Genomic DNA, 23,367 nt, shown 5'->3' with positions numbered 1-23,367 from the left:
GACGCCAATCATCCCAAAAATTCCTTGTAATAACTGGCCAGTCAGTTATTAAAGAAACTGACTGAGAAGTCATTTAGGAAACTGGACATGCCTGACACCGCAAAAGGTCGCGACCTGAAGTTCCGCCGGCGTGCCGAGGCTCGGCCGGACGAGGTGCTGGATGCGGCTCTGGCGCTCTTTATCGAGAAGGGGTTCGCGGCCACGCGCGTCGAGGACATCGCGACGCGGGCGGGCGTCAGCAAGGGCACGGTCTACCTCTATTTTCCCTCCAAGGAATCGCTGCTGGAGGGTCTGGTGCGTCGCGCCATCGTGCCGATCGCCAGTTCCGCCCTCACCACGCTCAAGGACTTTGATGGGGACCCGCGCGCCGTCATCGCCATGGTGATCAAGACCCTGGGGAAGCGGTTCGCCGATCCCAAGATGGTGGCTATTCCCAAGGTCGTGCTGCGCGAGGTGCTGGGCTTTCCTCAGCTTGCCGAAATGTATAGGGCCGAAGTGCTGGATCGCGCTTTGCCGGTGATGGCGGGGGTGATCCGCAAGGGGATCGCTGCCGGTTATCTGAAGCCGGTCGATCCCGAACTCACCATCCGCTCCATCGTGGGGCCGATCATGCTGCATGTGGTGCTGGCCGAAGTCTTCGGCATCATGCCGGCCGGCGGATTGGAGCTGGACCGGCTCATCGATAATCACCTCGCCATTCTCTTCGATGGATTGAGCGCGGCGCCCGCCGGTCAGCAAGCAAAGCCGCGGGGGGAGCCATGAGCGATATCCTTGCCTGGATGACCGGGTTGATCGCGCTTGTCGTCCCCGGTTTCGGCGTGTCCGAGCCGGCGCAATGGAACGGCTATGTGGAGGCCGACTACGTCTATGTCAGCGCACAGGGCCCCGGCCCGATTACCGCCATGCAGGTCCAGGATGGTGGAGCGGTGAATTCCGGCGATGTGCTCTTTGTGCTCGACAGCCGGCAGCAGCAGGCGGCGCTCGATGCCGCCGAGGCCCAGGTCGATGTCGCGCAGGCCAATGTCGACAATCTCGCCACCGGCAGCCGCACGGCCGAAATCGACGTGATCCGCGCCAGCCTCGACAAGGCGCAAGCAGACCTGGTGCTGGCCCGGTCGCAATCGGAGCGCACCGATCAATTGCTGGCTCAGGGCCTGGTGCCGCAGGCCAAGGCCGACCAGGATGGCGCGACGCTCAAGAGCGCCGCAGCGCAGGTTGCCCAGTTGGACGCGCAATTGCGTGTCGCCGAACTCCCGGCGCGCGATCCGCAGCGCGTCGGCGCTGAGGCCTCGCTGCTGGTGGCACAAGCCAATGCGGAGAAGGCCCGCGCCGATCTGGCGGATCGCACAATCGTGGCGCCGGTGGCAGCTCGGGTCGAGCGCGTGTTCTTCGCGCAAGGCGAAATCGTCGCCGCCGGCACGCCTGTGGTGGCGCTGCTGCCCGCCGGGGCGCTCAAGGTCAAGTTCTACCTGCCTGAGGCTGATCGACCCTCGTTCACGCTGGGCCAGCAGCTGCAGGTCAGTTGCGACGGTTGCGCTACGGGGCTGACCGCCACGGTCAGTTACTTCGCCTCCGATCCGCAATTCACGCCCCCGGTGATCTACAGCCGCGACGAGCGCAACCGGCTGACCTTCCTTGTCGAGGCTAGGCTCGATGGTGGCACCCTACCGCCGGGCCAGCCGGTGACGATCGCCAAATGAACGACGAGCCGGTCATCGACGTGCGCGGCCTCACCAAGAATTTCGGCGAGAAGCGCGTGGTCGACCATTTCGACGTCAGAGTGCCGCGCGGCGCCATCTATGGCTTTCTGGGCCCCAATGGCTCGGGCAAGACCACCACCATCCGCATGCTCTGTGGCCTGCTGACCCCCGACGAAGGCGATGGCACGTGCCTCGGCTTCGACGTGCGCAAGCAGGCAGACCAGATCAAGGAGAGGGTCGGCTACATGACCCAGAAATTCTCCTATTACGAGGACCTGTCGATCCGCGAAAATCTCGATTTCGTCGCGCGCATGTACCGGCTGGACCGGCGCCGGGAGCGGGTCGATGCTGCCTTGACCGATCTGGGTCTGGCCGATCGGCAAAAGCAGCTTGCGGGCTCACTCTCGGGCGGCTGGAAGCAGCGGCTGGCGCTTGCCGCCTGCCTGCTGCACGAACCGCAATTGCTGCTGCTCGACGAGCCGACCGCCGGCGTCGATCCCAAGGCGCGGCGCGATTTCTGGGATGAAATCCGCCGGCTTTCAGCCAAGGGTGTCACCGTGCTGGTCTCGACCCATTACATGGACGAGGCAATCCAGTGCGATTTCATCACCTACATCGCCTATGGCAAGAAGCTGATCGATGGAAGGGCAGCCGACATTCCCGGCATGGTCGGGCTCATCACCTATCGGGTCTCCGGCCCCGATATTTCGGAGCTTGAAGCCCGCCTCAGGCAGGAAGATGGCGTCGTGCAGGTGGCACGCTTCGGCTCGGTCCTGCACGTATCGGGCACCGATCGCAGTAAGCTCGACGCCGTCGCCGCCGCCTATCGCCAAGACGGCACGCATGAATGGACGGAGAAAACCTCAGAGCTCGAAGAAGCCTTTATCTACCTGATGGCGGGGGCGCGGGACAATTTCGCCCGCGACGCGGCATGAGATTTTCCTTTGCCCGCTTCTTTGCCGTCCTCGCCAAGGAATTCATCCAGATGCGGCGCGACCGCGTCACCTTCGCCATGATGATCGGGCTGCCGATCATGCAATTGCTGCTCTTCGGCTTCATCATCAATTCAGACGCGCGCCACATGCCAACGTTGATCGAAATGAGCGATGACGGGCCGCTGACCCGAGCGATCATTTCGGGCATGCGAGTGTCGGACTATTTCGACATAAAGGGCGCCGTGAATGGCGCCGCTGCGGGCGAGCGGGCCCTGCGCGAAGGCAGCGCCTCCTTCGTCATCATCTTCCCCGATAATTTCGAGCACGACGTCATCCGTGGCCTCAAGCCGAACCTGCTCGTGGTCGCCGACGCTTCCGATCCGTCGGCGGTGGGCGGCGCAGTGGGTGCACTCAGCGGCATCGTGCAAGCGGCGATGGCGGAAACCTTCTCCGGCCCGCTCGCCAGCCTTACCCCCTCCCCGGCCCCGTTCGGGGTTTCGGTGCAGAAGATGTATAACCCGGAAGGCAAGACCTCGACCAATATCGTGCCGGCCCTCCTCGCCATCATCCTCTCCATGACGCTCGTGATGATGACCGCTGTCGCCATCGTCAAGGAGAGCGAACGGGGCACGATGGAAATGCTGATCGCCACGCCGGTCCGGCCCATGGAAGTCATGCTGGGCAAAATCCTGCCCTATGTGTTCGTCGGCTATGTGCAGACCGCCGTGTTCCTGCTCACCGGCCTCACCCTTTTCGGCGTGCCGTTCGAAGGCTCGTGGTGGGCATTCTTCGTGGGCTTCAACCTGTTCATCATCGTCAATCTGGCGCTGGGCTTCCTGATCTCGGCGGCGTCGCGCTCGCAGATGCAGGCGATGCAGCTCTCGATGTTCACCATCCTGCCATCCGTACTGCTGTCGGGGTTCCTCTTCCCCTTCGCCGCCATGCCGGGCTGGGCCCAGATTCTCGGCAATATCGTCCCCGCCACCCATTTCCTGCGGGTAGTGCGGATCGTGATGCTCAAGGGCGGCGACATCGGCGATGTCGCGGGCGAATTCTGGGCGCTGCTGGCGATCCTCATCGTCATCTCGACCATCGCCATGTTGCGCTACCGTCTCACCCTGGACTGAGCATCCGCCCCGCAGTGCGCCAGGAAGCCCGGGGCCTCAAAGGGGCGGCGCCGTGGTGTGGCGCACAACCAGATGCGTGTCGAGCACCAGCCGCGTGTCGCCAGCCATTCGGCCGTCCATAATGTCCAGCAAGAGGCGGACGCCGGCGCGCCCGGCCTCGTCCGACCGATTCGATACCGTGGTGAGCGAGGGATAGGTGGCTGCGCCCAGCACGTCATCGCATCCCACGAGCGAAAAATGCCGCGGGATCTCGATGCCGCGCTCGGCCATGCCCGTCATGATGCCTTGTGCCGTGAGATCGTCGAACGCCACCGCTGCAGTTACCTTGCTCTCGATCAGTTGCGGGACGACCGCACGGCCGGTGTCATAGCTGGGTATGGCGGGACTGATGATCTCGACGGTCATGTCATACTTGCGGGCGGCCAGGCGCACGGCATTGCGCCGCTGCCGGTTTGCCCAGGAGTTTTGCGGCCCGCTGACATAGGCGATCCGCTTGTGACCCAGATCGGCGAGGTGGCTCATCGCGTCGCGCACGCCCGTGGCGCTGTCGATGAGAACGCGCGGCACGCCCGGGACATCGAGATTGATGAGGGCCAGTGGCCGGCGCCGCGCGTGCACCTGGATGCGCTCGGCATTGAGGCGCGAAGACACCAGCAGCAGGCCCTCCACCTGCGATATGAACCGGTCGATCAACTTGTCCTCCTGGCGCGCATCCTCGTCGGAATTGCCCAGGAAGACGCAGAAATCGGCCGTATCGGCTTCCATCTGCGCCGCACGGATCAGGGGCGGGAAGAAGGGGTTGGCGACATCCGACACCAGAAGGGCCAGATTGCCATGCCGCCCCGTGCTCAGCGCCCGCGCCGTGTGGTTGGGGACGTAGCCGAAGTCCTCGGCAATCTTGATGATGCGCTCGACCGTTTCCGCTGTCAGGCGGTATGGTTGCGTGAAGGCTCGCGAGACCGTCGACTTGGACACGCCGGCCGCCTTGGCGACATCCGCCATGGTGTGCGTGAGCTTCTTGTCCGCCTCCGACATGAGTGGTCCTTTCAGGACTTCGTTTCCGCTGTTTATCCTGCGAATGCCGCCGCAACGCAATCGACCATCTCTTGACATGCAACCGGTTGCATAAGATAAGCGAAATGGTCATTCTCAGGCCGGCCAAGCCGGTCAGTTCAGAAAGCCTAGACTATGGACGGCATTCGCCTCGATCCCCAGCGCCCCGGGCGCAGGGTCGACAATCTCACGATCAAAAGCTTCCGCGACCGGCGCGAAATGGGCCGGGCCGCAGCGCGTGATATCGCCGAGGAATTGCGGGAGCGGCTGGCGAGGCAGCATTCGGCGCGCCTGATCTTCGCTGCGGCACCCAGCCAGTCCGATGTGCTGGTGGCGCTGGTGAGCGAGCCCGGTATCGACTGGGCCCGCGTCACCGCATTCCATATGGATGAGTATATCGGGCTTCCCGAGGGCGCGCCCGAGAGTTTCGCCGCCTGGCTCGATACCCACGTGTTCTCCAGGGTGCCGCTGGCGGCAGCCAATCGCATCGTTCCGGGTGCCGATCCAGCCGGGATTGCGAATGCCTACGCGACCCTGCTGGCCAAAGCGCCGATCGACATTGTGCTGCTGGGCATCGGTGTCAACGGACACGTGGCTTTCAACGATCCGCCGGTGGCTGACTTCGAGGATCCGCTGGACGTCAAACCCGTCGATCTTGATCTGCAATGCCGCCAGCAGCAGGTGGACGACGATTGTTTCGCCACGCTCGACGACGTGCCCGTACGCGCAATCACCCTGACGGTGCCCAGGCTGTTGCGCGCCGAACGGCTCTTCTGCATTGTGCCCACGCGGGCCAAGCGTGCGGCGGTCGATGCAGCGCTGAATGGTCCCATCTCGACCGCGTGCCCGGCCTCCATCCTGCGCCGACATGCGGACTGCACGCTCTACCTGGATGCCGATTCTGACCCCGAGGCCTGATGCCATGACTGCGCTGTCCGGAGGCCCCTCGATGGACGATTTCGATGACGTCACCGCGCTCATGGGCGTGAGGACGCTGTGAGCCAACACGTTCGGGGTAAGCTCGTCACCGGCGAGACCGTCGAAATCCGGGTCCGCGACGGCCTCATTGACGCGATCGAACCTTGGCAGGGCCACACAGACCATTTCGTCGGAGCAGGTCTCGTCGATCTGCAGGTCAATGGCTATTTCGGCCTCGATCTCAACCACGCTCCGCTGCCGCCAGAGCGCGTCATCGCCCTGGCGCACAAGCTATTCGAACACGGCGTCACCACCTGGTTGCCGACGCTGATTACGGCCTCGCGCGACGATCTGGTGCAAGGCTTGCGCGCCATTTCGCTCGCCCGGCAGGCCAGTCCGCTCGTTGCGCATGCCATTGTGGGCATTCATGTCGAAGGGCCGTTCATCTCGCCCACGGACGGCGCGCGCGGCGCTCATCCCCTTGAGCATGTGCGGGAGCCCGACCTCGAAGAAGTCCGTAGCTGGCAGGAAGTTTCGAGTGGCCTGGTTCGGTTGGTGACACTGTCGCCGCAATCGGACCGCGCCATCGCTTTCGTGGCGGACCTGGTGGCGATGGGGATTCATGTCGCTATCGGCCATACCGATGCCACGCCCGGCCAGATCCATGCTGCTGCCCAGGCGGGTGCCAGCTTGTCGACGCATCTGGGCAATGGGGCGCCCGCCAACCTGCCACGGCATCCCAACTTCATCTGGGCACAGCTGGCCGATGACCGCCTGACGGCTAGCTTTATCGCCGACGGCCACCACCTGCCGGCCGATACGCTCAAGGCGATGCTGCGCGCCAAGGGTCTCGAGCGCTCCATCCTCGTATCGGATGTCGCCGCCGTTGGTGGGCTCGAACCCGGCATCTACGATCAGCCGATCGGCGGCCGGGTCCAGCTCTGGCCGGATGGGCGCCTTGGCGTGGCCGGCACACCCTATCTGGCCGGCGCGGCACTGACGCTGGACCACTGCATTGCGCGGGCGGTACGCACCAGTGGTTTGCGCCTGTACGACATTTATCCCCTGGCCACCAGCCGGCCCGGCCGGTTCGTGGGCGGGCGAGGATCGCTGGCAGTCGGCATGCCGGCCGATCTCGTTACCTTCCGCTGGCAGGAGGGTCGCGACGCGCTTGAAGTGCTTTCCACCATGGTGCGCGGCGAGCGGGTCTGGCAGCGCTAGTCAGCCTTGCCGGCCCGCGCGATTTAGCGCAGGCGCGGACTAGATCCTGTTGCCCGTGGCGCTGTCGAAGGCGTGGATGCGGCCAGGATTGACGCCGCAGGCAAACTGATCGCCGACGCGCAGGGGCGTATCCCCCTCGACCAGTGCAGTAACCAGCGTTCCTCCGACATCGAAATAGACCAGCGTCTGGGCCCCGGTCGGTTCGGTCATAGTGATCGAGCCGGTGAGCGGGCCGCCGGCCTGCATGGTCAAGTGCTCCGGCCGCAGGCCAAGGGTGACCTGCCGGGCCGTTGCGGCATGCGAAGACCCGGCTGGCAGTGGCAGGCGGGCCCCGCCACCGAGCCTGGCGACCTTCTGGCCGCCTTCTTCGACGATCTCGCCTTGTAGGAAATTCATCGCCGGCGAGCCGATGAAGCCGGCCACGAACATATTGCATGGATTGCTGTAGAGTTCGAGCGGCGTGCCCTGCTGCTCGATTACGCCCTTGTTGAGGACGACGAGACGGTCGGCCAGCGTCATGGCCTCGATCTGGTCATGCGTGACATAGACCGATGTGGTCTGCACGCTCTGGTGCAACAGCTTGATCTCGGCGCGCATCGCCACGCGCAGCTTGGCATCGAGGTTGGACAACGGCTCGTCGAACAGAAAAACCTTGGGACGGCGCACGATGGCGCGCCCCATCGCTACGCGCTGGCGCTGGCCGCCCGAGAGCTGGCCTGGCTTGCGATCGAGCAAGGCATCGAGATGCAGCATGCGCGCGACCTCGCCCACCCGCGCGTCGATCTCCTCCTTGGGCCGCTTGGCCAGCTTGAGGCTGAACCCCATATTGTCGCGGACCGTCTTGTGCGGATAGAGCGCGTAGGACTGGAACACCATGGCGATGTTGCGATCCTTGGGCCCCAGCTCGTCGATCTGGCGCCCTTCGATCCAGATTTCGCCGGTGTCGATTTCTTCAAGACCCGCAATGGCGCGAAGAAGTGTCGACTTGCCGCATCCCGAAGGCCCCACCAGCGCCACAAATTCTCCCGTCTCTATCTCCAGGTTCAGGTCGGGGATGACGGTCGTGGGGCCGAAGCTTTTGCGGATATTCTTGAGTACGAGAAATGCCATGTTTATTCCCCTGCGGTGCTCGGCCGGCCTTCTGCGATGGACCGTGAGTTGACGATGTGGACTGCCGCGGGCTAGCCGCGGCAGCGATGCGGTTCATCCCTTGACGGCACCCGCCATCATTCCGCCAGCGAGGCGCCCCTGGACGATCAGGAACAGGATCACGACGGGAACGGAGATCAGCGTGGCGCCGGCCATGATGCCCGCCCAGTCCGTCGCCGACAGCTCGCTGCTGAACGATTGGAGCCAGAGCGGCAAGGTGGCATTGCCGGGCCTCGTCATCACGATGAGGGCAAGGGTGTATTCGTTCCAGGCATGCAGGAACGAGAAGACCGAGGCGGTGACGATGCCCGGCCCGAGCAGCGGCAGCGTCACGTGGAAGAAGGCCGCGGTGCGGCTGCAACCATCGATCATCGCGGCCTCCTCAAGTTCGGCCGGGATGCCGTGGATGAAGCCGCGCAACAGCCATACCGTGAACGGCACGATCATGCCGACATAAAGGATCGACAGGCCCGCAACGGTATTCAGCAAGCCCCAGCCGTCGAGCATCCTGAATTGCGAGATGAACAATGCCTCGGCGGGGATCATCTGCACGATAAGCACGAGCAGGATGATGAGGCCGCCGCCCCGGAACCGGAACCGGAACCGGCTGACCGCAACGGCCGCCAGGAACCCGAAAATCACCGCGACGAAAACCACGATCAGGGTCACGCCCGCGCTCATGGTCAGCGCCGACCAGAAGGCCCGGTCGGCCAGGATGCCGGCGAAGCTTTCCACTGACAGCGGAGCCGGGAACAGGCGCGGCGTGCGGCTGAACAGTTCCTTGTTGGTCGAGAACGCCGCGTTCATCATCCAATAGATGGGAAAGATCATGACCAGCGTGGCGAGAACCGCAACGCCATTCCAGATCCACTGCTGCTGGGCGCCCCGGCTGCGCTTGCGAACCTTGGCCTGCGCCGGGGCGGCGGTTGTAACGGCAGTCGAAGCATACGTCTCCGAACTCATGCGGAGCTCCCCTTCTGCTGCGCGAACATGCGCGCGATATAGGGCCAGGTCAGCAGCAGGGTCAGCAGCAGCACCACGGTCGCGAGGGCCGAAGCGGAGCCGTACTGGCCCTGGCCGATGCCGAGCCGAAAAATGTAAGTGCCCAGAAGGTTGGTCTCGTCCACCGAAACGCCCGCCTGCTGCAGCACGTAGAGCTGGGTGAAAACGCGCAGGTCCCACACGATCTGCAGCAGTCCCACGATCATGATGGCGGGTGTGATGAGCGGCAGCGTGACCTCCCAGAAGCGCATGAGCGGCCCGGCGCCATCGAGTTCGGCAGCTTCCAGCACTTCCCGGGAGACCTGGGTGAGGGCCGAATAGATCATGAAGACGATCAGTGGCAGGCTGCCCCAGATCACCGTTATGCCCGCAATGGTGAACACGCCCATCGGCGTCGAGGTCCACGGAAAACCCGCCATGCCGGTCAGGCCGATATGGGAGAGCACCCAGTTGATCAGCCCGTAGCGGGCATCGAAAAGCCACTGCCAGATCACCATGGTCACGAGGACCGGCGTCGCCCAGACGAGCAAAAGCGACACCTGCAGCATGATCCGCGCCCAGTTGCTCAATTTGGTGAGCAGGATCGCCAAGAGGCCACCCAGCAGCATGGACAGCGATGCGCAGACCGCGCAGAACACCACCGAGCGCGCGAAGACCAGCCACATGGTCGGATTGCCGAGAATCTCGATATAATTGCCCAATCCGATCCATTCGGGCTCAGCGCCGAACTGCTGCGCCATACCGAACTTCTGGAACGACATGAGGAACTGCTGGATGAGCGGCCAGCCCAGCGCGACCATCACCGCTGCGATGAGCGGAGCCACCAGGAGATAGGGGGCAAGTGCCCCCCGTCGACGGCGGCGCCGTGGACGGGGGGGAGCGTTCAGGACGAGATCGGCATCCGCCAAGGTCGTGCCCATCAGTCGGTGTTCAGGACTTTTTCGATGCCGGCGCCGATCCGGGCGGTGACATCGTCGATGTTCTCGCCCTTGGCGACACCGGTATAGAGATCGATCGGCAGGTTATTGCCCTCCACGATCGCCCAGTTCTTCGCAGCCGGCGTGAGGCCCGAAGTCTGCGCGATCTGCTGCTGGAGCTGCGCCGGCACCAGCCCATCCGGAATGGCGTCCGCAAAGGTCGTATTGCCGGGGACCCAGCCACCGTCCTGGGCCAGCTGCGTCATGAACTCCTTGCTCATGATCAGCGTCAAAGCCTTCTTTGCCAGTTCCTGATGCGAGGAGTTCGCCGCGATCGCCACGTTGGAGCCGCCCAGGAACTGATGGCTCTGGCCACCTGCCTCGACCGGGGGCAGAGCCATGGTGCCGGTCACGGCCTTCAGCTCATCGGAAATGTTTTGCTGCGCGAATGCACGGAACGAGAAGATCGCCACTTCGCCATTGTTATAGGGCACCCAGGGATGGGTGGCGGTTTCGCGCGCATCCAGGGCACCCAGCGAGGAGTTCGTCCACAGCTTCTGCAACTGCTCGAGGGCCGCATGAGCGCCGGGTTCGGTCAGCCCGCTCACCCATTTGCCATCGACCTGGCGGGCGTAGTTGGCGTCATGCGAAAACAACCAGCTTTCCAAGCCATGCGTGTCGACCACGGGGAAGTAGATACCCTTGAAGCCCTCGGTCCCATCGGGATTGGCGGCCTCCACGGTGGCAGCGGCGGCGACCAGCTCATCGAGCGTGGCGGGCACTTTAATACCGGCCTTCTCGAACAAGTCCTTGCGGTAGAACACCACGCTGGTTCCGGCATAGAGCGGGTAGGCATAGATTTTGCCATCGACGGTGCCGGCCGTGACGAAGCTCGGGATCAGGCTGTCGCCGCCAAGCTGGTCGTACATGTCCGTGAGGTCGGCCAGGGCGCCGACACTGGCGAAGGTCGTCGACTTGGTATTGCCGATCTCGACGATGTCGGGGGTCTCCGACTTGCTGGCCAGGGACGTCAGCAGCCGCGAGACGATATCGGTCCAAGGCTGGACCTCGACCGTGAGCGTGGACCCCGGATTTTCCGCCGCGAACTCGCTCGAAAGCCATGCAGCGGCCTTGTCCGACACCGAGTCCTGCATGAACCAGACACGCAGGTCTGCCGTCTCCTGCGCGTGGGCGCCGGTGACGAAGCCCGACACCGAAAGCGCCGCCACAAGCGCCGCCCCTGCGGCGAATACATTGCGTCTTGCCATATTATTCTCCCTTTGTCCTGCCGCGCACCGACGCGGTGAGCTGCGCCTTCCCCCACACGGTCGGCATGCCATTCGTAGCGTGCAATCGGTTGCATGACAATAGCGTCAAAAGTCGGATCGATGTCGCCCGGCGGCGATCCTCACTCGGGCGGCCCCGCTTTTGCTGATCCACCGGCGCAACGAACGGCAATGAATCGCCTAGAATCTCGACCTGGCTACAGAAGAGGACCAGCGAGAGGCGGTTTCATACCATCTGCGCGACTTGACTTGGATTCCTTCGCCGTACTAAGACTGCAACCGGTTGCACAGTTCGCGCGGCGCTAATAGCTTGGCGCGGCAAGCGTTGTCTTCGGCGATGATCCGCACAGGATCACCACGATAGGGTTCATTACACAAGTGAGGCGGGGACCAGATGGTCGCTGATTGGGATACCGGCTTCGAACTCGAAAGCACCAGGCACCGCGAAGAGAATCTGTACCGGCTGGTCCTCATGCCGGATCTGTACGGCATTGCCGAGAAAGTATAGGCGAGCTTCCAGATGGTCAAAATTGCAGTTCTCGGCGCCGCCCACGCCCATGTCGATTATGTCCTCGGCGAATTGAGGCGCGACGACCGGCGCGATTTCACGCTAGTGGGGATACAGGACGCCGATCTTGCCGTCGCCCAACGCTATGCGGCCGACTTTGGCGTGCCGGCGGTCGAGTGCGTCGAGGACCTGCTGTCGAAAAACCCGGATGTCGTGGTGATCGCTGGGATCTATGGCAGCCACGGTCGCGACGTCGTCGCCGCCCTGCGCGTCGGCGCCCATGTTCTGGCCGACAAGCCGCTCTGCACCTCCCTCGAAGAACTAGACGCTATCGCCGACGCCGCTGCAGAGGCGAGGCGCACCGTCAGTGTCATGTTCGAAAAGCGCGGTTATCCCGAGACCCTCGCGGCCGCCGCGGTGGTCAATTCCGGGGAGCTTGGCGAGATTGTCGGCGTAGCCGGATCGGGCCCGCATAAGCTCAACCGGGACCAACGCCCGGCCTGGTTTTTCCAGCGCGCGCAGTATGGCGGCATCCTCGCCGATCTGTCGGTGCATGATTTCGACGCGGCGCTGCAATTCGCCCCCGCCGATACCGGCATGGTGCAGGGCGCCGTCTCCGGCCTGTTGGAGGGCGCGGAAGATTTCCCGCGTTATGGCGTCGCTACCCTGGTGACCCCACGCACCATCATCACCTGCGAGGTGAGCTGGCTCACGCCCCAGGCGTCGGATGTGCATGGCGACTATCGCCTTCGCCTCGTCGGCACCGAGGGATCCGCCGAAATCTTCTGGGCGCGGGGGCGTGTCGAGGTGACGACGCATAAGCGTGGCACCCGCGTCCTCGATCTGCCGCCCGGGCGCCGGCCAGCGCAGGACGCGCTGGATGCGTTTGCCCAAGGCGTCACACCCCCCGTCGACACAGCCCAGTCGCTGACCGCCACGCGCCTCGCGCTGCTGGCGCAGGCCTCCGCGGACGAAAATGGCCGCCCGCACCGGTGGACGCGCGCGAATTCCACGAACTCTGAAATTGCCCGAGGGAAGCATCCATGAACCAGCCACTCCGCATAGCAATCATCGGCGCCGGCGTGATCGGCGCCGTACACGCCCGCCTGATTTCCGGTCTGGGAGATCGCGCGACACTCGCCGCCGTCGTCGACATCGATCCGACCCGCGCCAAAACGCTGGCCGACCGCTATGGCGTGCCGGCCTACGCGTCGGCGGCCGAGGCCTACACGGCACAGCGCCTCGATCTTGCATCGGTTTGCGTGCCGAGCGCCTATCACTCACCGGTTGCAGTCGAGGCGCTCGAAGCCGGCCTCAATGTCATCATCGAAAAGCCCGTTGACGTCACGCTCGACGCGGCCGATCGGATAATCGCTGCCGAGAAAAAGAGCGGGCGCACTGTCTCGGTGATCAGCCAGCGGCGGTTCCAGCCCGTTGCATCCTATATCCACGAGGCCATCGCCCGCGGTGAACTGGGCCGCGTCACGTCGGGCACGGTGGAATCGGCCTTTTTCCGCTCGCAGGCCTATTACGACTCCGGGGACTGGCGCGGCACCATCGCTATCGATGGCGGTGGCGCGCTGATGAACCAGGGCATCCATGCGCTCGACCTGCTGATCTGGATGCTTGGCACGCCCGTATCGGTCGTCGCCCATACCCGCTGCCTCGCCCACCAGAACATCGAGGTCGAAGACGTCGCCGGTGCGCTGATTTCCTTCGAGAGCGGAGCCGTAGGCGTGCTCCTCGCCAGCACCGCGGCCTATCCCGGCCTGCCGGTGCGCCTGGCTGTGCACGGCGCAGGCGGGACTGCCGTTATGGAAAACGACCGTCTCGCCTACTTCAGCTCGACCACCGCGACAGCACCCGAGGCGGCGACTCTGACCGAGCGCGATGTGCCTGAAGGATGGAGCGAAGTCGATATGGCGCACCAGCGGCAATATCGCGATGTGCTCGAGGCGATCACCCAGGGCCGTCGCCCCGGGGTTACGACTGCGGAAGGCCGTCGCGCGCTGCAGACGGTATTGGCGGTCTATGAATCCGCGCGGACGGGCCAGCCCGTCGCGCTTTCGAACTGAGTGAGGTGACAAACATGAGCTACCGCATCGGCATCGTCGGCATCGAGAACAGCCACGCCCATGAGATCATCCGCTACCTCAACGTCGTCCAGCCGGCCGAGCTACCCATGCGGGTGACCGCACTGGTTGCCGGCACGCCCGAGCGCAATCGGGAGCTGGCGGAACTGGGCGGCATCGATACCATTGCCGTCTCCGCCCAGGAGCTTCTGGGCAAGGTGGACGCACTGATCGTGACCTCCCGCGACGGTGCGCTGCACCGCGACCTTGCCGTGCCCTTTTTGGAAAACGGCACGCCGGTCTGGGTCGACAAGCCCCTGGCGGCAAGCGTCACCGATGCCCGCGACATCATCGCCGCCGCCAAACGCGGAAACGCCCTGCTGACCTCGTCCTCCGCCCTGCGCTGGGTGAGCGACACGCAGGAGGTTGCCGACCAGCTCGGCACTATCGGCGATTTGCAAACTGTCACGCTCACCGGCCCCGCGGACCCCAAGTCCGAATATAGCGGTATTTTCTTTTACGGCATTCACCTCGCCGATGTGGCCCAACGCATGGTTCCAGGCATGCCGAACGACATCGACGTACAGGTGACACCCGGGGCCGTGATTGCGCGCTACCGCGCGGGCGACGTGCTGGTGACGCTCGAATTCATCCAGCCCGACACGACCGGACGCGTGCCCTTCCGGGTCACCGCGGTCGGGAGCCACGGTGTAATCAGCCGCGACATCGTATTGGGCGAGGATTACGTCCAGCCTGGAGTGAACGCCTTCGCGACAATGCTTGCTCAGCGTAAGCCTCCACTCTCCGACGACGCCCTCCTCGCCCCGATCGTCCTATTGGAGCATGTAAGGCTCGCGGAGGCGCAGGCGCGACGCCGCGAGACCTGATGCCGGTAGGGGATCGCCGTCGCTATTGATCGATCTGGGGCTCGACGAGTTTTGCGAGCTTGCGCAGGGATTCCTGCCAGCCGAGATAGCAGGCCTCGGCGGGGATCGCGTCCGGCACGTCCAGTTGCTCGATGTTGAGCTCGGTGCCGACAGACACGGCCTTCAAGTCCACCGTGACCTTCATCTCACCCGGCAGGTTGGGGTCATCGAACTTATCGATGTAGACGAGGCGCTTACCCGGAACGAGTTCCAGATAGGTGCCGCCAAAGGAATGGCTGTCACCCGTGGTGAAATTGCGGAACGACATTCTGTAATTGCCACCGACCTTCGCATCCAATTCATGGACGGTGGCGGTAAACCCATAGGGTGGAAGCCAGCTCGCCAGCGCATCAGGTTCGAGGAAGGCGCGATAAAGCTTCTCGGGCTTGGCGGCGATGACGCGGTGCAGGCGGATCGTGCTGGGCATGGATTGCTCCTGTGGTTCACTCGGGTTCTTCGATTGTCTCCTGGTGGGCGGCCTTCGGTCGCCCGATACTATAACGACGAACGGGCACCTGAGGATACGACAGCGCAGCGGAGCAAAACCGGAGCGCCGGCTCGATCCGCTATCGCCTCGGATATTCGGTGGCCCGCTCACGCTGGCTTTGCCGTGTCAACGGGCCTTAGCTGAGCCTGTCCATATGCGCCCGCGCCAGGCGCAGGCACTCTTGGAATGCCTCGAGATCCTGTAGCCGCCGATCGGGCGATACCTCGCGCCGAACCAGCACGCAGCCCAGTGCTTCGATGCCGCCGTCGAGCATCAGGTTGTCGACCATGCCGTGGTCTTCCAGCATCAGGCCATCACGGCCGCGCATGACGCCGCCGGCGTCCTTGCGGGTCGCACCGTGATAGAAATCCTCGGAGAGACGTTCGAAATAACCGCGCGTGGTATTGGTATAGCCAAAGGCCGGCTTGCGCAGCGCGCACATGAACCCGACCTCGAAGGCGGTGCCGATATCGGCGGAAATGCCGCGGAACGGGGTCAAGTTGGCGATCACCAGATCGGCGTCGCGCATCATGGCCTCATTGGCCGCGCTGATCTGGCAACCGAAGGCGAAGGGCGTCACGCCGGTCGGATCGAGCGCATCCTCGGCCATGGTGCTGGGGAAAAACCCGTGCTCCAGTGCCATTCTTCCCTTGAGCGCCATCTGCTCACTGCCATTGGGCAGGAACACTTCCGGGCCGGCGATATAGACCTTGTGGGTGGGCGTCATACCAGCTTCCCGTCGGCCAAAGCCGCCATGATCCAGTCTCGGTATTTATGATCCTTGTCGTTGATCTCGGGGATCACCTTGGAGGCTTCCGACATGAAGAAGTAATAGTCGCGGCCCATTTCCTGGCCCCGGCGGGTGTGCATGTCGAGCGCCACATCGGGGATTTCCGCCGCGCGCTCGCCCAGCTCCACCACGCGCTTGGCCCAATTGGTCATGTCGTCGCTGGTGCGATCCTTTTTGGAGGTCGTCAGCACGCGAATAGCGTGGACGGCGAAGAGGAAGCGGTCGCCGGTCGGGCGCGGATAGCGCTTGTGCTGCTGGTAGAGTGTTTCCACCAGCAGCGGGGCGTCGAGATTGCCGAAGCCGATATCCTCAACCGCGATAACGCAAAGGCGCGACCACAGCATTTCTTCCATTTCGGGGCTGGTGATGAACATCTCCCAGCCGAGCAGCAGCACGTTTTCGGTCATGCCGCGGCGCGTGCACTTTTGCAGCGCGGAAATCACCTCGTCGGCGGCGAAGCCGTTTTCGGTGGTGGTCCGCTGCCAGGGATCGGGGGGTTGCTGCACTTTGACCATGAGAATGGCTCCTGAGATAAAAGAGGTTATTGCCAGCGCGCTGCGACGCGCCGCTCGGCGGCCATGACCAGCCCGAAGCAGATCACGGCGGTGATGGTAGCGATAATCGAGGTGCCGAAGGCGCGCTCCATGGCGAAGCGTCCGGACGCCTCGCGGAACATGAAGCCCAGCCCCGATGTGCCCATCAGCAATTCGGCGAGAATAGCCGCAAGGATCGCTTCGGGCGCGGTGAGGCGCAGTGCGATCATCAGATTGGGCACGGCGGCAGGCAGCACCAGCCGCAGGAAGCGCTGGATGCGGCTGGCGCCGAACACCTTGAACAGATCGTCGCTGCCCGGGGGCAAGGCCCGCAGCCCTGCCCCGACAAAGACGAACGTTGGGAAGAATGCTGCGATAGCCACAATGGCGATCTCCGTGCGCATGTCGTAGCCCAAGAGGCGAGCGATGATCGGAATCAGCGCCACCACGGGCACGCAGGAAAAGATCAGCCCGAGCGGGGTCAAGAGCCCGTTGAGCAGGCGCGACGCCCAAGCCACCAGCGCCAGGAGAATGCCGCCGGCGAGGCCGAGGATCAGCCCAAGCAGCGCCACGATAAAGGTCTGCGCGGCGTTGGTCGCGTAGAGGCCGGGCGCCGAGGCAAGATCGAGGAAAACGCTGACCGGGCTGGGCAGCACGATGGCGTTCAGCCCCGAAATATTGACCCAGGCCTCCCACAGCACGAGGATGGCGATGACGCCCCAATAATTGGACAGGAAGGTGCCAAGGCCTTTGATCACGCCGCTCATTGGTAGCGTCCATAGGTGAGGCGTTCGACCAGACTCATCAGGCCGAACAGCGCGAGTGAAGAAGCGGTGACGATCAGCACCGCACTCCACAGCAGCGGAATCTGGAAATTCTGCATCGCCGAAACCATCAGCAGACCCAGCCCGCGCGAGGCGCCAAACCATTCGCCAACGATGGCGCCGATGAAGGCGACAGGAATGGCCAGCTTCATGCCCGAGACAATTGCCGGCAGTGCCGCGGGCAATTCCAGCCGCATAAAGCGGGTGACGGGGCTGGCGCCGAGCGCGGTGAAGACATCACGATGCGTCGCCGACGCCGCGTTGAGGCCGGACGTGGTGGCCACATAGATCATGTAGAACACGCCGAGCGCCGCAATCGAGGGCGGCGTGGCGTCACGATTGGCGGCGACCATGAACAGCGGCGCCAGGGCGACCAGTGGAATGGCGTGGATCACGGCGATCAGCCGATCGAGACCCGGCTTGAGGACGGCGACCACACGGCCGAGCATGGCTAGCGCAATGCCCGCGACGACGCCAAGCCCATAGCCGGTGATGACGGCGCTGAAGCTGGCCGTGATGGCGCGGCCGAACAGCGTCTGCTTGGACGGATCGGTGATGAAGGCCAGAACGTCGGTCAGGGGCGGCCAGGTGAGCCCGGCCAGCCGATAGACGCCGATAACCTGCCACATGCCAAGGAACAGACCGATCCCGACCAGCCCGAGCATGAAGCGCTGCAACCCGTCGGATCGCGCCGTCATTCCGCCTCGCCCTCCGGTTCCAGCGCCAGGGTGAGCTCGTCCACCAGTTGGTGGAACGCTGGGTCGCGCATCACCGAAGGCTTGCGCGGCCGCTCGAACGGCACGGTAATATCGCGGATGATGCGCCCCGGGCGGCCACTCATGACGATGACGCGATCCGCAAGGAACAGCGCCTCGTCCACCGAATGGGTGACCAGCAGTGTCGTGATCCGCTGCGCGCTCCAGATGCGCTGCAGCTCCACGTTCATCTGCCGCCGCGTCACCGCATCGAGCGCGCCGAATGGTTCGTCGAGCAGCAAAACTTCGGGTTGCAGCGCCAAAGCGCGGGCAATCGAAGCGCGTTGGCGCATGCCGCCCGAGAGCTGGCGCGGGCGAGCCTTTTCGAAGCCCGAAAGACCAACCAGCCGGATCAACTCCTCGACCCGCGCCGTATCGACTTTCTTGCCGGCGACCTGGAACGGCAGCGCCACATTGGCACGGACATCAAGCCAGGGCAGCAGCGCATGATCCTGGAAGGCGACGCCCAGCCGGTGCGAACGGCTCAGCGCTTGCGGATCGGCGCCTTCGATGCTGACGCGACCGCTGCTGGGCGCTTCCAGCGCCGCAACCAGCCGCAGGATTGTGCTCTTGCCGCACCCGGATGGGCCGAGCAGGGCGACAAACTCCCCCTTGCCGATGGAAAGATCGATATCCGACAGGGCGGTAAATTGCTTGCCGCCATCCAGCGCAAAGCTTTTGCCGACATGCTCGAGCCGAATGGCTGGGACCGTCATAAGCATTCCAGTTACATGCAGAAAAAGGGTGGGGTGAAGGGGACTAGTCCCCTTCAAAACCCCCTTTATTTGATCGCGGCGAGCGCTTCCTCAAGCGGCCCCAGATCGACGATCTGCTCGGTTGGCGGCATGGTGGTGATGCCGGCCGACTTGGCAATTTCGGCGATGGTGGTCTGCACCACGGCGGTGTCGAACCAGAACGGACCGGGTGCGCCCGCAGCCTGAATCAGCGGCTGTCCGAGTTCGTTCTGTCGGATCTGCTGGGCCAGTTCGAGGCCGAAATCGGCGCCGTATTTGTCGACGATCAACTGGGCGGCGACCTTGGGGTCCTTGCCGTTCTCGATCCAGCCACGCACCAGGGCCTTGAGATAACCCACGACCAGCGGGCGGTTCTCGGCGACGTATTTCTTGTCGGCGATGATGATGCCCGCCGGGGTGGCATAGCCCAAGTCCGCCATCAACGTGACGAAGAAATCCGTATCGCGCTTGAGGCCCATATTCTCCAGCGTGATCGGCTGGTTGGTGGCGAAGGCGAAATAGGCGTCGCCATCGCCCGCGACCAGCGGCTCGGGCGAGAAGCCCGTCGGCACCAGCGTATAGTCAAGCGGCAGGCCGGCCTTGTTGAGGATGAAGTCCACGGTATTCTTGTCGGCCGGCATCTGGTTGAGAATGCGGATGCCAACCAAGTCCTTGGGCTCCTTGACCGGATGCTGGGCCAGCGAGATCAACGCGGCCGGGCTGATCGGGAAGGCGGAGCCGAGCACGACGAAGTCATTGCCCTTGTTTACCGCCTCAAGGAACGGAATCCAGTCGCCGCCGGCAAATTGCGCATCGCCGGCCGAGAGCGACACCAGCACGCCCGGAGCGTTCGGACCGCCCGGAGTGTAGTGGATATCGATGCCTTCTTCGGCGAAATAGCCGTTTTCGATGGCGATCCACAGGCCGGCATATTCGGCATTAGGGATCCAGCCCAGTGCGGTGGTGACCGGCGTCAGCGTCTGACCAACAGCCCAGCCAGGAATGCTCATGGCTAGGCCGGCACCGGCTATGCTGATCAGCATGTCCCGGCGAGTGAGGGAAAAGGATGGCAGCTTCGTCATTTGCGGGTACGCTCCTTGCCTACGAAATCGGGACATTCGCCGTGGGTGCCGGCGCCGTTTCCCTGGATATGTTATTTTTGTTACAAGCAACGTTATCAGATGTAACAATACATTCAATCGGCAATGAGGATGATTTTGGCAAAAAATTATAGCCGCCTAAAAAATGGGCTCCCCGCACAAACTCTAGTGGCCGAACGGATCGCGACGCACTATCCCAAGCTGTCGGCGGCGTTGCGGCAGTTCGCCGATTTCGTGCTGGCCGAGCCCCTGCAACTGGCGCGAATGAGCATCCATGAGGCGGTGGAAACGGTGGGGGTTTCGGTGGCCACTGCCAATCGCTTCGCCACCACCATCGGCTTTGCCGGTTATGCGGATTTCCGCAACGAGCTGATCCGCGGATTTGAGAAGCTGTTCGCGCCGGTTGAAAGGCTCAAGCAGAAGCTGGCCGAAGGCGCGAGTACCCAGGACGTGATGATCGCCTCGCTGCGCGAGGACATTGCCAATATCGAAGCCACCATCGCCAAGCTGACCCCCGACAAGACCGAGCGGGCGGTGGAGATGATCGTCAAGGCCAAGCGCATCTTCATCGTCGGCTTCGAGAATGCCGCCAGCCTCGCCAATATCCTGGCCGTGGGGATCGAGCTGACGGGGGGCAACGCGCGCACCATCGAAAATGGCGGAGGCACGGTCGGCGCCGCCCGGCAATTGTTCAAATTCGGCCCCGACGACCTGGTGATCGCCATCGCCTTCTCGCTCTATATGCGCGACACCGTGGTGGTCACCCGCCACGCCAAGCGCCACGGCATTCCGGTGCTGGCCATCACCGATCACCTCAATTCGCCGCTGGCGGCGGCCGGAGACCTGACTCTGTTTGTCGAGGCCTACCACGAATACAATCCACCGTCGGACACCGCGATCCTGGCGTTAATCGAGGCGCTGGTGGCAGCAGTTGCCAGTCGTGTACCCAATGCGGTGGAGGTGGTGGAGAGCTTCGCAGCTTTCTCCTATCCTTGGATGATGAGCACCGATCCGGATTGGTCGCCACTGAAGGGGTGAGCCTGTCCCCTCTCAGCGCGTTTCGACAAATTTCTCGAAAATGCCATTGAGTCCGGACGCGCTCTGGCCCAGCGGCCCGAACGATCCGCCCTTGATAGCCGTGGCCGCCGCAATGGTCGCCGCCCAGCCGACCGACGCCAGCGAGCCACCGACGCTCAGGCGCCGCACGCCAAGATCGCCCATCTCGGCCACGGTCCAGGCTGGGTCCCAGACCAGTACATTGAGAGGCTTGGGCGCCACGGCCCGCACCATGGTGACGATGGCCTCCTTGCTGGCGACGCCGGGCGCATAAAGACAATCGGCACCCGCATCGGCGAACGCCACCAGCTTGTCGATGGCCGGCGTCAACGCCTCCGAGTTGATCAGCAAGCCTTCCGTACGAGCGACCAAAAGCACATCCTTGCCCGACTGGTCGATCGCCAACCGCGCGGCCTTGAGCCGTTCAAGCGCCGTCGTCATGTCATAAAGCCCGCCATTGTCCACATCCCGATCCTCGATCGATAATCCCGCGATCCCGGTCGCGATGACCAGCCGCACATTGTCGGCCACGCCTTCGATAGTGTTCGAAAAACCCGCCTCGAAGTCAGCATTGACCGGTAGATCGACCGCCGCGCTCATCGCCTGTAAATGCGCAAGCACATCGTCCCGCGTTGTCGCGTAATCCGGCCGCCCCATCGTCCAGGCATAACCGCTACTGGTCGACGCCAGCGCGCTGAACCCCAGATGCTGCAGCATGCGCGCACTACCCACATCCCACGGATTCGGCAGCACAAAGCATCCCTCGCGATGCAACGCCCGGAACGCTGCCCGCTTCTCTTCGGTCGTACGGCTCATTGAGACTCTCCGGTAGGATTCGGCACTATCGGGATTTTATCCTCTCGCACAGCTTCCCGCCATTTGAGAGATCGCCGGCAGTGCCTCTCGCTTTATGCCTGGTCAAACATTGGCAACGATGCGCAAAAGGCTTACGGCACTGAAAGCGGCAACCAGCACCCGCCGCGCGAGCCGCATGGAAACCCGTCTATGAGCGATCCGGTTCATAATCCCCTGTCCGGACCGGACGCCGAATTCGCCGCCTTGCTGACGAGCATCCGCGCCTGCCGCATCTGCCGCGACACGCCCCGCTTCGGCCAGCCACTGCCGCACGAGCCGCGCCCGGTGATTCAGGCGTCGCCCCAGGCACGGATCTGCATTGTCGGCCAGGCGCCCGGCGCGCGAGTACACGCGTCAGGCCGTCCATTCACCGACGCCTCCGGCGATCGCCTGCGGGACTGGCTCGGCATCGGCGAAGCCGATTTCTACGATGCGGAAAAGGTCGCGCTTATTCCCATGGGCTTCTGCTTTCCCGGAAACGACACCAAGGGCGGCGACCTGCCGCCGCGGCGCGAATGCGCGCCGGCATGGCATGACACCGTCTTTGCCCATTTGCCGAATATTGAGCTGATGCTGCTCGTCGGCCAATATGCGCAACGCTCACGCCTCGACCGTACGGACACCTCCGGCGGGTTGACGCGCACCGTGCAGGAATGGCGGCAAATCTATCACCGCCCCGGACCACCCCGAACCATCCCTTTGCCGCACCCATCCTGGCGCAATAGCGGCTGGCTCAAGCAGAATGCCTGGTTCGAAGCCGAACTCCTGCCGGTCCTGCGCGCCGATATCGCAGGACTTCTCGGCTAAGCGCGCGCCATCTCTCCGGCGTCCAGCGCTTCCCGAAGCTCGCGATAGGCGCTGACCAGCCGAGCCAGCGGGAAGGCACGGTTCAGGCCGCTGGGATTGGGCAGCACCCACACGACCGCGCCTCCGAACCGTTCACTCTGCCGCCCCCAGAGCACATCCTTTTTGCCAGAGATCGCCCCATATGCAGCCTTGCCGAGGAAGGCCAGCACTATAGGCCGATAGGTCTCGATCTTGGCTCGCTGGCCTCCGTCCTCCTGCTCCTGGCTCCTGCGGCTGGCCTCTTCGCTCCGTTTGAGAGCCTCCGTCCGATGGCCGAGCGGGTGTGCTGGGGGGCCGGGTTGTTTCCCGGGAGCGCGGCAGCGGCTGAGGAGGCTGTCGCTTTCCCTTGCCTGTTCCAAGGTGGAATGCGTTGGCAAGAATCGTCCGGAAAACGCAAAAACCCCCAGTCATTACTGACTGGGGGTTTTGTGTTTCGACATTGATTATGAGACTTCATACGTTTTTGGCAGACCTTGCAGCGACCTACTCTCCCAAGCCTTGAGACTTAGTACCATTGGCGCAGAGGAATTTGACGGTCGAGTTCGGGATGGGATCGGGTCTTGGGCTCCTCGC

Annotated in this window: 24 protein-coding genes, 1 rRNA gene and 1 pseudogene; 11 read left to right on the top strand and 15 right to left on the bottom strand. The window is 63.6% G+C overall.

What is annotated here, in order from left to right; genetic code table 11:
* The first annotated feature begins 87 nt into the window (after positions 1 to 87).
* The 4 genes from JWR51_RS12935 to JWR51_RS12920 are packed head-to-tail and all read left to right on the top strand — an operon-like array spanning position 88 to position 3,762.
* Positions 88 to 762, top strand: coding sequence for a TetR/AcrR family transcriptional regulator (locus JWR51_RS12935; RefSeq protein ID WP_299747999.1), 675 nt, complete (start codon positions 88 to 90; stop codon positions 760 to 762).
* Complete coding sequence (locus JWR51_RS12930) at positions 759 to 1,700, top strand: HlyD family efflux transporter periplasmic adaptor subunit (RefSeq protein WP_299747997.1); 942 nt, start codon at positions 759 to 761, stop codon at positions 1,698 to 1,700. Before JWR51_RS12935 ends, JWR51_RS12930 begins: the two co-directional genes overlap by 4 nt.
* Entirely contained in the window at positions 1,697 to 2,635 is a 939-nt protein-coding gene (locus tag JWR51_RS12925; RefSeq protein WP_299747995.1) for an ABC transporter ATP-binding protein, read from the top strand. The genes JWR51_RS12930 and JWR51_RS12925 overlap by 4 nt, the downstream gene beginning before the upstream one ends.
* Positions 2,632 to 3,762, top strand: coding sequence for an ABC transporter permease (locus JWR51_RS12920; protein WP_299747993.1), 1,131 nt, complete (start codon positions 2,632 to 2,634; stop codon positions 3,760 to 3,762). The genes JWR51_RS12925 and JWR51_RS12920 overlap by 4 nt, the downstream gene beginning before the upstream one ends.
* A gap of 36 nt (positions 3,763 to 3,798) precedes the next feature.
* Here JWR51_RS12920 and JWR51_RS12915 read toward each other — a convergent pair whose 3' ends face one another.
* Complete coding sequence (locus JWR51_RS12915) at positions 3,799 to 4,797, bottom strand: LacI family DNA-binding transcriptional regulator (RefSeq protein WP_299747991.1); 999 nt, start codon at positions 4,795 to 4,797, stop codon at positions 3,799 to 3,801.
* A gap of 153 nt (positions 4,798 to 4,950) precedes the next feature.
* On the opposite strand from JWR51_RS12915, the gene JWR51_RS12910 reads away from it, so the two are divergent.
* Positions 4,951 to 5,733 (top strand): glucosamine-6-phosphate deaminase, encoded by a 783-nt coding sequence (locus JWR51_RS12910; RefSeq protein WP_366525581.1) that lies wholly within the window; start codon positions 4,951 to 4,953, stop codon positions 5,731 to 5,733.
* 78 nt (positions 5,734 to 5,811) lie between these two features.
* Positions 5,812 to 6,954 (top strand): amidohydrolase family protein, encoded by a 1,143-nt coding sequence (locus tag JWR51_RS12905; protein ID WP_299747989.1) that lies wholly within the window; start codon positions 5,812 to 5,814, stop codon positions 6,952 to 6,954.
* Positions 6,955 to 6,993: 39 nt separating this feature from the next.
* On the opposite strand, the gene ugpC is transcribed toward JWR51_RS12905, so the two are convergent.
* The 4 genes from ugpC to JWR51_RS12885 all read right to left on the bottom strand — a co-directional run bounded on the left by ugpC (position 6,994) and on the right by JWR51_RS12885 (position 11,290).
* Entirely contained in the window at positions 6,994 to 8,064 is a 1,071-nt protein-coding gene (gene ugpC / locus JWR51_RS12900; RefSeq protein WP_299747987.1) for a sn-glycerol-3-phosphate ABC transporter ATP-binding protein UgpC, read from the bottom strand.
* 93 nt (positions 8,065 to 8,157) lie between these two features.
* Positions 8,158 to 9,066: a carbohydrate ABC transporter permease gene (locus JWR51_RS12895; RefSeq protein WP_299747985.1), complete on the bottom strand. Its 909-nt coding sequence runs from the start codon at positions 9,064 to 9,066 to the stop codon at positions 8,158 to 8,160.
* A complete protein-coding gene (locus JWR51_RS12890; protein ID WP_299747983.1) occupies positions 9,063 to 10,025 on the bottom strand; it encodes a sugar ABC transporter permease in 963 nt (320 codons plus the stop codon). The genes JWR51_RS12895 and JWR51_RS12890 overlap by 4 nt, the downstream gene beginning before the upstream one ends.
* Positions 10,025 to 11,290 carry an extracellular solute-binding protein gene (locus JWR51_RS12885; protein WP_299747981.1) on the bottom strand — a complete coding sequence of 422 codons (1,266 nt, stop codon included), beginning with the start codon at positions 11,288 to 11,290 and terminating at the stop codon, positions 10,025 to 10,027. The genes JWR51_RS12890 and JWR51_RS12885 overlap by 1 nt, the downstream gene beginning before the upstream one ends.
* 538 nt (positions 11,291 to 11,828) lie before the next feature.
* Between JWR51_RS12885 and JWR51_RS12880 the strand changes: the two genes are divergently transcribed.
* From JWR51_RS12880 to JWR51_RS12870, 3 genes are read left to right on the top strand one after another with little or no spacing between them, the layout of a single operon-like run.
* Positions 11,829 to 12,863: a Gfo/Idh/MocA family oxidoreductase gene (locus tag JWR51_RS12880; RefSeq protein WP_299747979.1), complete on the top strand. Its 1,035-nt coding sequence runs from the start codon at positions 11,829 to 11,831 to the stop codon at positions 12,861 to 12,863.
* A complete protein-coding gene (locus tag JWR51_RS12875) occupies positions 12,860 to 13,891 on the top strand; it encodes a Gfo/Idh/MocA family oxidoreductase (RefSeq protein ID WP_299747978.1) in 1,032 nt (343 codons plus the stop codon). The genes JWR51_RS12880 and JWR51_RS12875 overlap by 4 nt, the downstream gene beginning before the upstream one ends.
* A gap of 14 nt (positions 13,892 to 13,905) precedes the next feature.
* Entirely contained in the window at positions 13,906 to 14,775 is an 870-nt protein-coding gene (locus JWR51_RS12870; protein ID WP_299747976.1) for a Gfo/Idh/MocA family oxidoreductase, read from the top strand.
* 22 nt (positions 14,776 to 14,797) lie between these two features.
* Here the strand turns inward: JWR51_RS12870 and JWR51_RS12865 are convergent, their stop codons facing one another.
* The 7 genes from JWR51_RS12865 to JWR51_RS12835 form a co-directional block, all read right to left on the bottom strand.
* On the bottom strand, positions 14,798 to 15,241 hold the full coding sequence (locus JWR51_RS12865) for an SRPBCC family protein (RefSeq protein ID WP_299747974.1): 444 nt from the start codon (positions 15,239 to 15,241) through the stop codon (positions 14,798 to 14,800).
* A gap of 196 nt (positions 15,242 to 15,437) precedes the next feature.
* Positions 15,438 to 16,028, bottom strand: a complete 591-nt coding sequence (locus tag JWR51_RS12860) for a nucleoside 2-deoxyribosyltransferase (RefSeq protein ID WP_299747972.1) — start codon at positions 16,026 to 16,028, stop codon at positions 15,438 to 15,440.
* Entirely contained in the window at positions 16,025 to 16,606 is a 582-nt protein-coding gene (locus JWR51_RS12855; protein ID WP_299747970.1) for an AAA family ATPase, read from the bottom strand. Before JWR51_RS12855 ends, JWR51_RS12860 begins: the two co-directional genes overlap by 4 nt.
* Positions 16,607 to 16,632: 26 nt before the next feature.
* On the bottom strand, positions 16,633 to 17,391 hold the full coding sequence (locus JWR51_RS12850) for an ABC transporter permease subunit (RefSeq protein ID WP_299747968.1): 759 nt from the start codon (positions 17,389 to 17,391) through the stop codon (positions 16,633 to 16,635).
* Positions 17,388 to 18,146 (bottom strand): ABC transporter permease subunit, encoded by a 759-nt coding sequence (locus tag JWR51_RS12845; protein ID WP_299747966.1) that lies wholly within the window; start codon positions 18,144 to 18,146, stop codon positions 17,388 to 17,390. Before JWR51_RS12845 ends, JWR51_RS12850 begins: the two co-directional genes overlap by 4 nt.
* On the bottom strand, positions 18,143 to 18,919 hold the full coding sequence (locus tag JWR51_RS12840; protein WP_299747964.1) for an ABC transporter ATP-binding protein: 777 nt from the start codon (positions 18,917 to 18,919) through the stop codon (positions 18,143 to 18,145). The genes JWR51_RS12845 and JWR51_RS12840 overlap by 4 nt, the downstream gene beginning before the upstream one ends.
* 65 nt (positions 18,920 to 18,984) lie before the next feature.
* Positions 18,985 to 20,019 (bottom strand): ABC transporter substrate-binding protein, encoded by a 1,035-nt coding sequence (locus JWR51_RS12835; RefSeq protein ID WP_299747962.1) that lies wholly within the window; start codon positions 20,017 to 20,019, stop codon positions 18,985 to 18,987.
* 186 nt (positions 20,020 to 20,205) lie between these two features.
* On the opposite strand from JWR51_RS12835, the gene JWR51_RS12830 reads away from it, so the two are divergent.
* On the top strand, positions 20,206 to 21,075 hold the full coding sequence (locus JWR51_RS12830; protein WP_299747960.1) for a MurR/RpiR family transcriptional regulator: 870 nt from the start codon (positions 20,206 to 20,208) through the stop codon (positions 21,073 to 21,075).
* Between the two features lie 12 nt (positions 21,076 to 21,087).
* Here JWR51_RS12830 and JWR51_RS12825 read toward each other — a convergent pair whose 3' ends face one another.
* Positions 21,088 to 21,909, bottom strand: a complete 822-nt coding sequence (locus tag JWR51_RS12825; protein ID WP_299747958.1) for an isocitrate lyase/phosphoenolpyruvate mutase family protein — start codon at positions 21,907 to 21,909, stop codon at positions 21,088 to 21,090.
* Between the two features lie 189 nt (positions 21,910 to 22,098).
* Here JWR51_RS12825 and JWR51_RS12820 point away from each other — a divergent pair, with 189 nt between their 5' ends.
* The gene (locus JWR51_RS12820; protein ID WP_299747956.1) at positions 22,099 to 22,755 is read left to right on the top strand and encodes a uracil-DNA glycosylase family protein; all 657 of its coding nucleotides are present in this window, start codon (positions 22,099 to 22,101) and stop codon (positions 22,753 to 22,755) included.
* On the opposite strand, the pseudogene JWR51_RS12815 reads toward JWR51_RS12820, so the two are convergent.
* Together JWR51_RS12815 and rrf are read right to left on the bottom strand one after the other, a co-directional pair.
* Positions 22,752 to 22,961, bottom strand: a pseudogene (locus tag JWR51_RS12815) (hypothetical protein); the annotation flags it as partial. The gene JWR51_RS12820 and the pseudogene JWR51_RS12815 overlap by 4 nt on opposite strands.
* Before the next feature lie 303 nt (positions 22,962 to 23,264).
* Positions 23,265 to 23,367, bottom strand: a 5S ribosomal RNA gene (rrf, locus tag JWR51_RS12810); the annotation flags it as partial.

The sequence above is a fragment of the Devosia sp. genome, assembly GCF_028290625.1.
In the GTDB taxonomy this organism is placed as follows: Bacteria; Pseudomonadota; Alphaproteobacteria; order Rhizobiales; family Devosiaceae; genus Devosia.
Note: the sequence above shows the minus strand (reverse complement) of the source record. Positions and strands in the feature narration are given on the sequence as shown.

Excerpts from the sequence above, each read along its gene's own strand:
- JWR51_RS12890 (WP_299747983.1), bottom strand. The coding sequence starts at position 10,025 with ATGGGCACGACCTTGGCGGATGCCGATCTCGTCCTGAACGCTCCCCCC.
- JWR51_RS12935 (WP_299747999.1), top strand. The coding sequence starts at position 88 with ATGCCTGACACCGCAAAAGGTCGCGACCTGAAGTTCCGCCGGCGTGCC.
- JWR51_RS12885 (WP_299747981.1), bottom strand. The coding sequence starts at position 11,290 with ATGGCAAGACGCAATGTATTCGCCGCAGGGGCGGCGCTTGTGGCGGCG.
- JWR51_RS12865 (WP_299747974.1), bottom strand. The coding sequence starts at position 15,241 with ATGCCCAGCACGATCCGCCTGCACCGCGTCATCGCCGCCAAGCCCGAG.
- ugpC (WP_299747987.1), bottom strand. The coding sequence starts at position 8,064 with ATGGCATTTCTCGTACTCAAGAATATCCGCAAAAGCTTCGGCCCCACG.
- JWR51_RS12840 (WP_299747964.1), bottom strand. The coding sequence starts at position 18,919 with ATGACGGTCCCAGCCATTCGGCTCGAGCATGTCGGCAAAAGCTTTGCG.
- JWR51_RS12880 (WP_299747979.1), top strand. The coding sequence starts at position 11,829 with ATGGTCAAAATTGCAGTTCTCGGCGCCGCCCACGCCCATGTCGATTAT.
- JWR51_RS12920 (WP_299747993.1), top strand. The coding sequence starts at position 2,632 with ATGAGATTTTCCTTTGCCCGCTTCTTTGCCGTCCTCGCCAAGGAATTC.
- JWR51_RS12895 (WP_299747985.1), bottom strand. The coding sequence starts at position 9,066 with ATGAGTTCGGAGACGTATGCTTCGACTGCCGTTACAACCGCCGCCCCG.
- JWR51_RS12845 (WP_299747966.1), bottom strand. The coding sequence starts at position 18,146 with ATGACGGCGCGATCCGACGGGTTGCAGCGCTTCATGCTCGGGCTGGTC.
- JWR51_RS12925 (WP_299747995.1), top strand. The coding sequence starts at position 1,697 with ATGAACGACGAGCCGGTCATCGACGTGCGCGGCCTCACCAAGAATTTC.
- JWR51_RS12870 (WP_299747976.1), top strand. The coding sequence starts at position 13,906 with ATGAGCTACCGCATCGGCATCGTCGGCATCGAGAACAGCCACGCCCAT.
- JWR51_RS12850 (WP_299747968.1), bottom strand. The coding sequence starts at position 17,391 with ATGAGCGGCGTGATCAAAGGCCTTGGCACCTTCCTGTCCAATTATTGG.
- JWR51_RS12860 (WP_299747972.1), bottom strand. The coding sequence starts at position 16,028 with ATGACGCCCACCCACAAGGTCTATATCGCCGGCCCGGAAGTGTTCCTG.
- JWR51_RS12930 (WP_299747997.1), top strand. The coding sequence starts at position 759 with ATGAGCGATATCCTTGCCTGGATGACCGGGTTGATCGCGCTTGTCGTC.
- JWR51_RS12910 (WP_366525581.1), top strand. The coding sequence starts at position 4,951 with ATGGACGGCATTCGCCTCGATCCCCAGCGCCCCGGGCGCAGGGTCGAC.
- JWR51_RS12915 (WP_299747991.1), bottom strand. The coding sequence starts at position 4,797 with ATGTCGGAGGCGGACAAGAAGCTCACGCACACCATGGCGGATGTCGCC.
- JWR51_RS12825 (WP_299747958.1), bottom strand. The coding sequence starts at position 21,909 with ATGAGCCGTACGACCGAAGAGAAGCGGGCAGCGTTCCGGGCGTTGCAT.
- JWR51_RS12835 (WP_299747962.1), bottom strand. The coding sequence starts at position 20,019 with ATGACGAAGCTGCCATCCTTTTCCCTCACTCGCCGGGACATGCTGATC.
- JWR51_RS12875 (WP_299747978.1), top strand. The coding sequence starts at position 12,860 with ATGAACCAGCCACTCCGCATAGCAATCATCGGCGCCGGCGTGATCGGC.
- JWR51_RS12820 (WP_299747956.1), top strand. The coding sequence starts at position 22,099 with ATGAGCGATCCGGTTCATAATCCCCTGTCCGGACCGGACGCCGAATTC.
- JWR51_RS12855 (WP_299747970.1), bottom strand. The coding sequence starts at position 16,606 with ATGGTCAAAGTGCAGCAACCCCCCGATCCCTGGCAGCGGACCACCACC.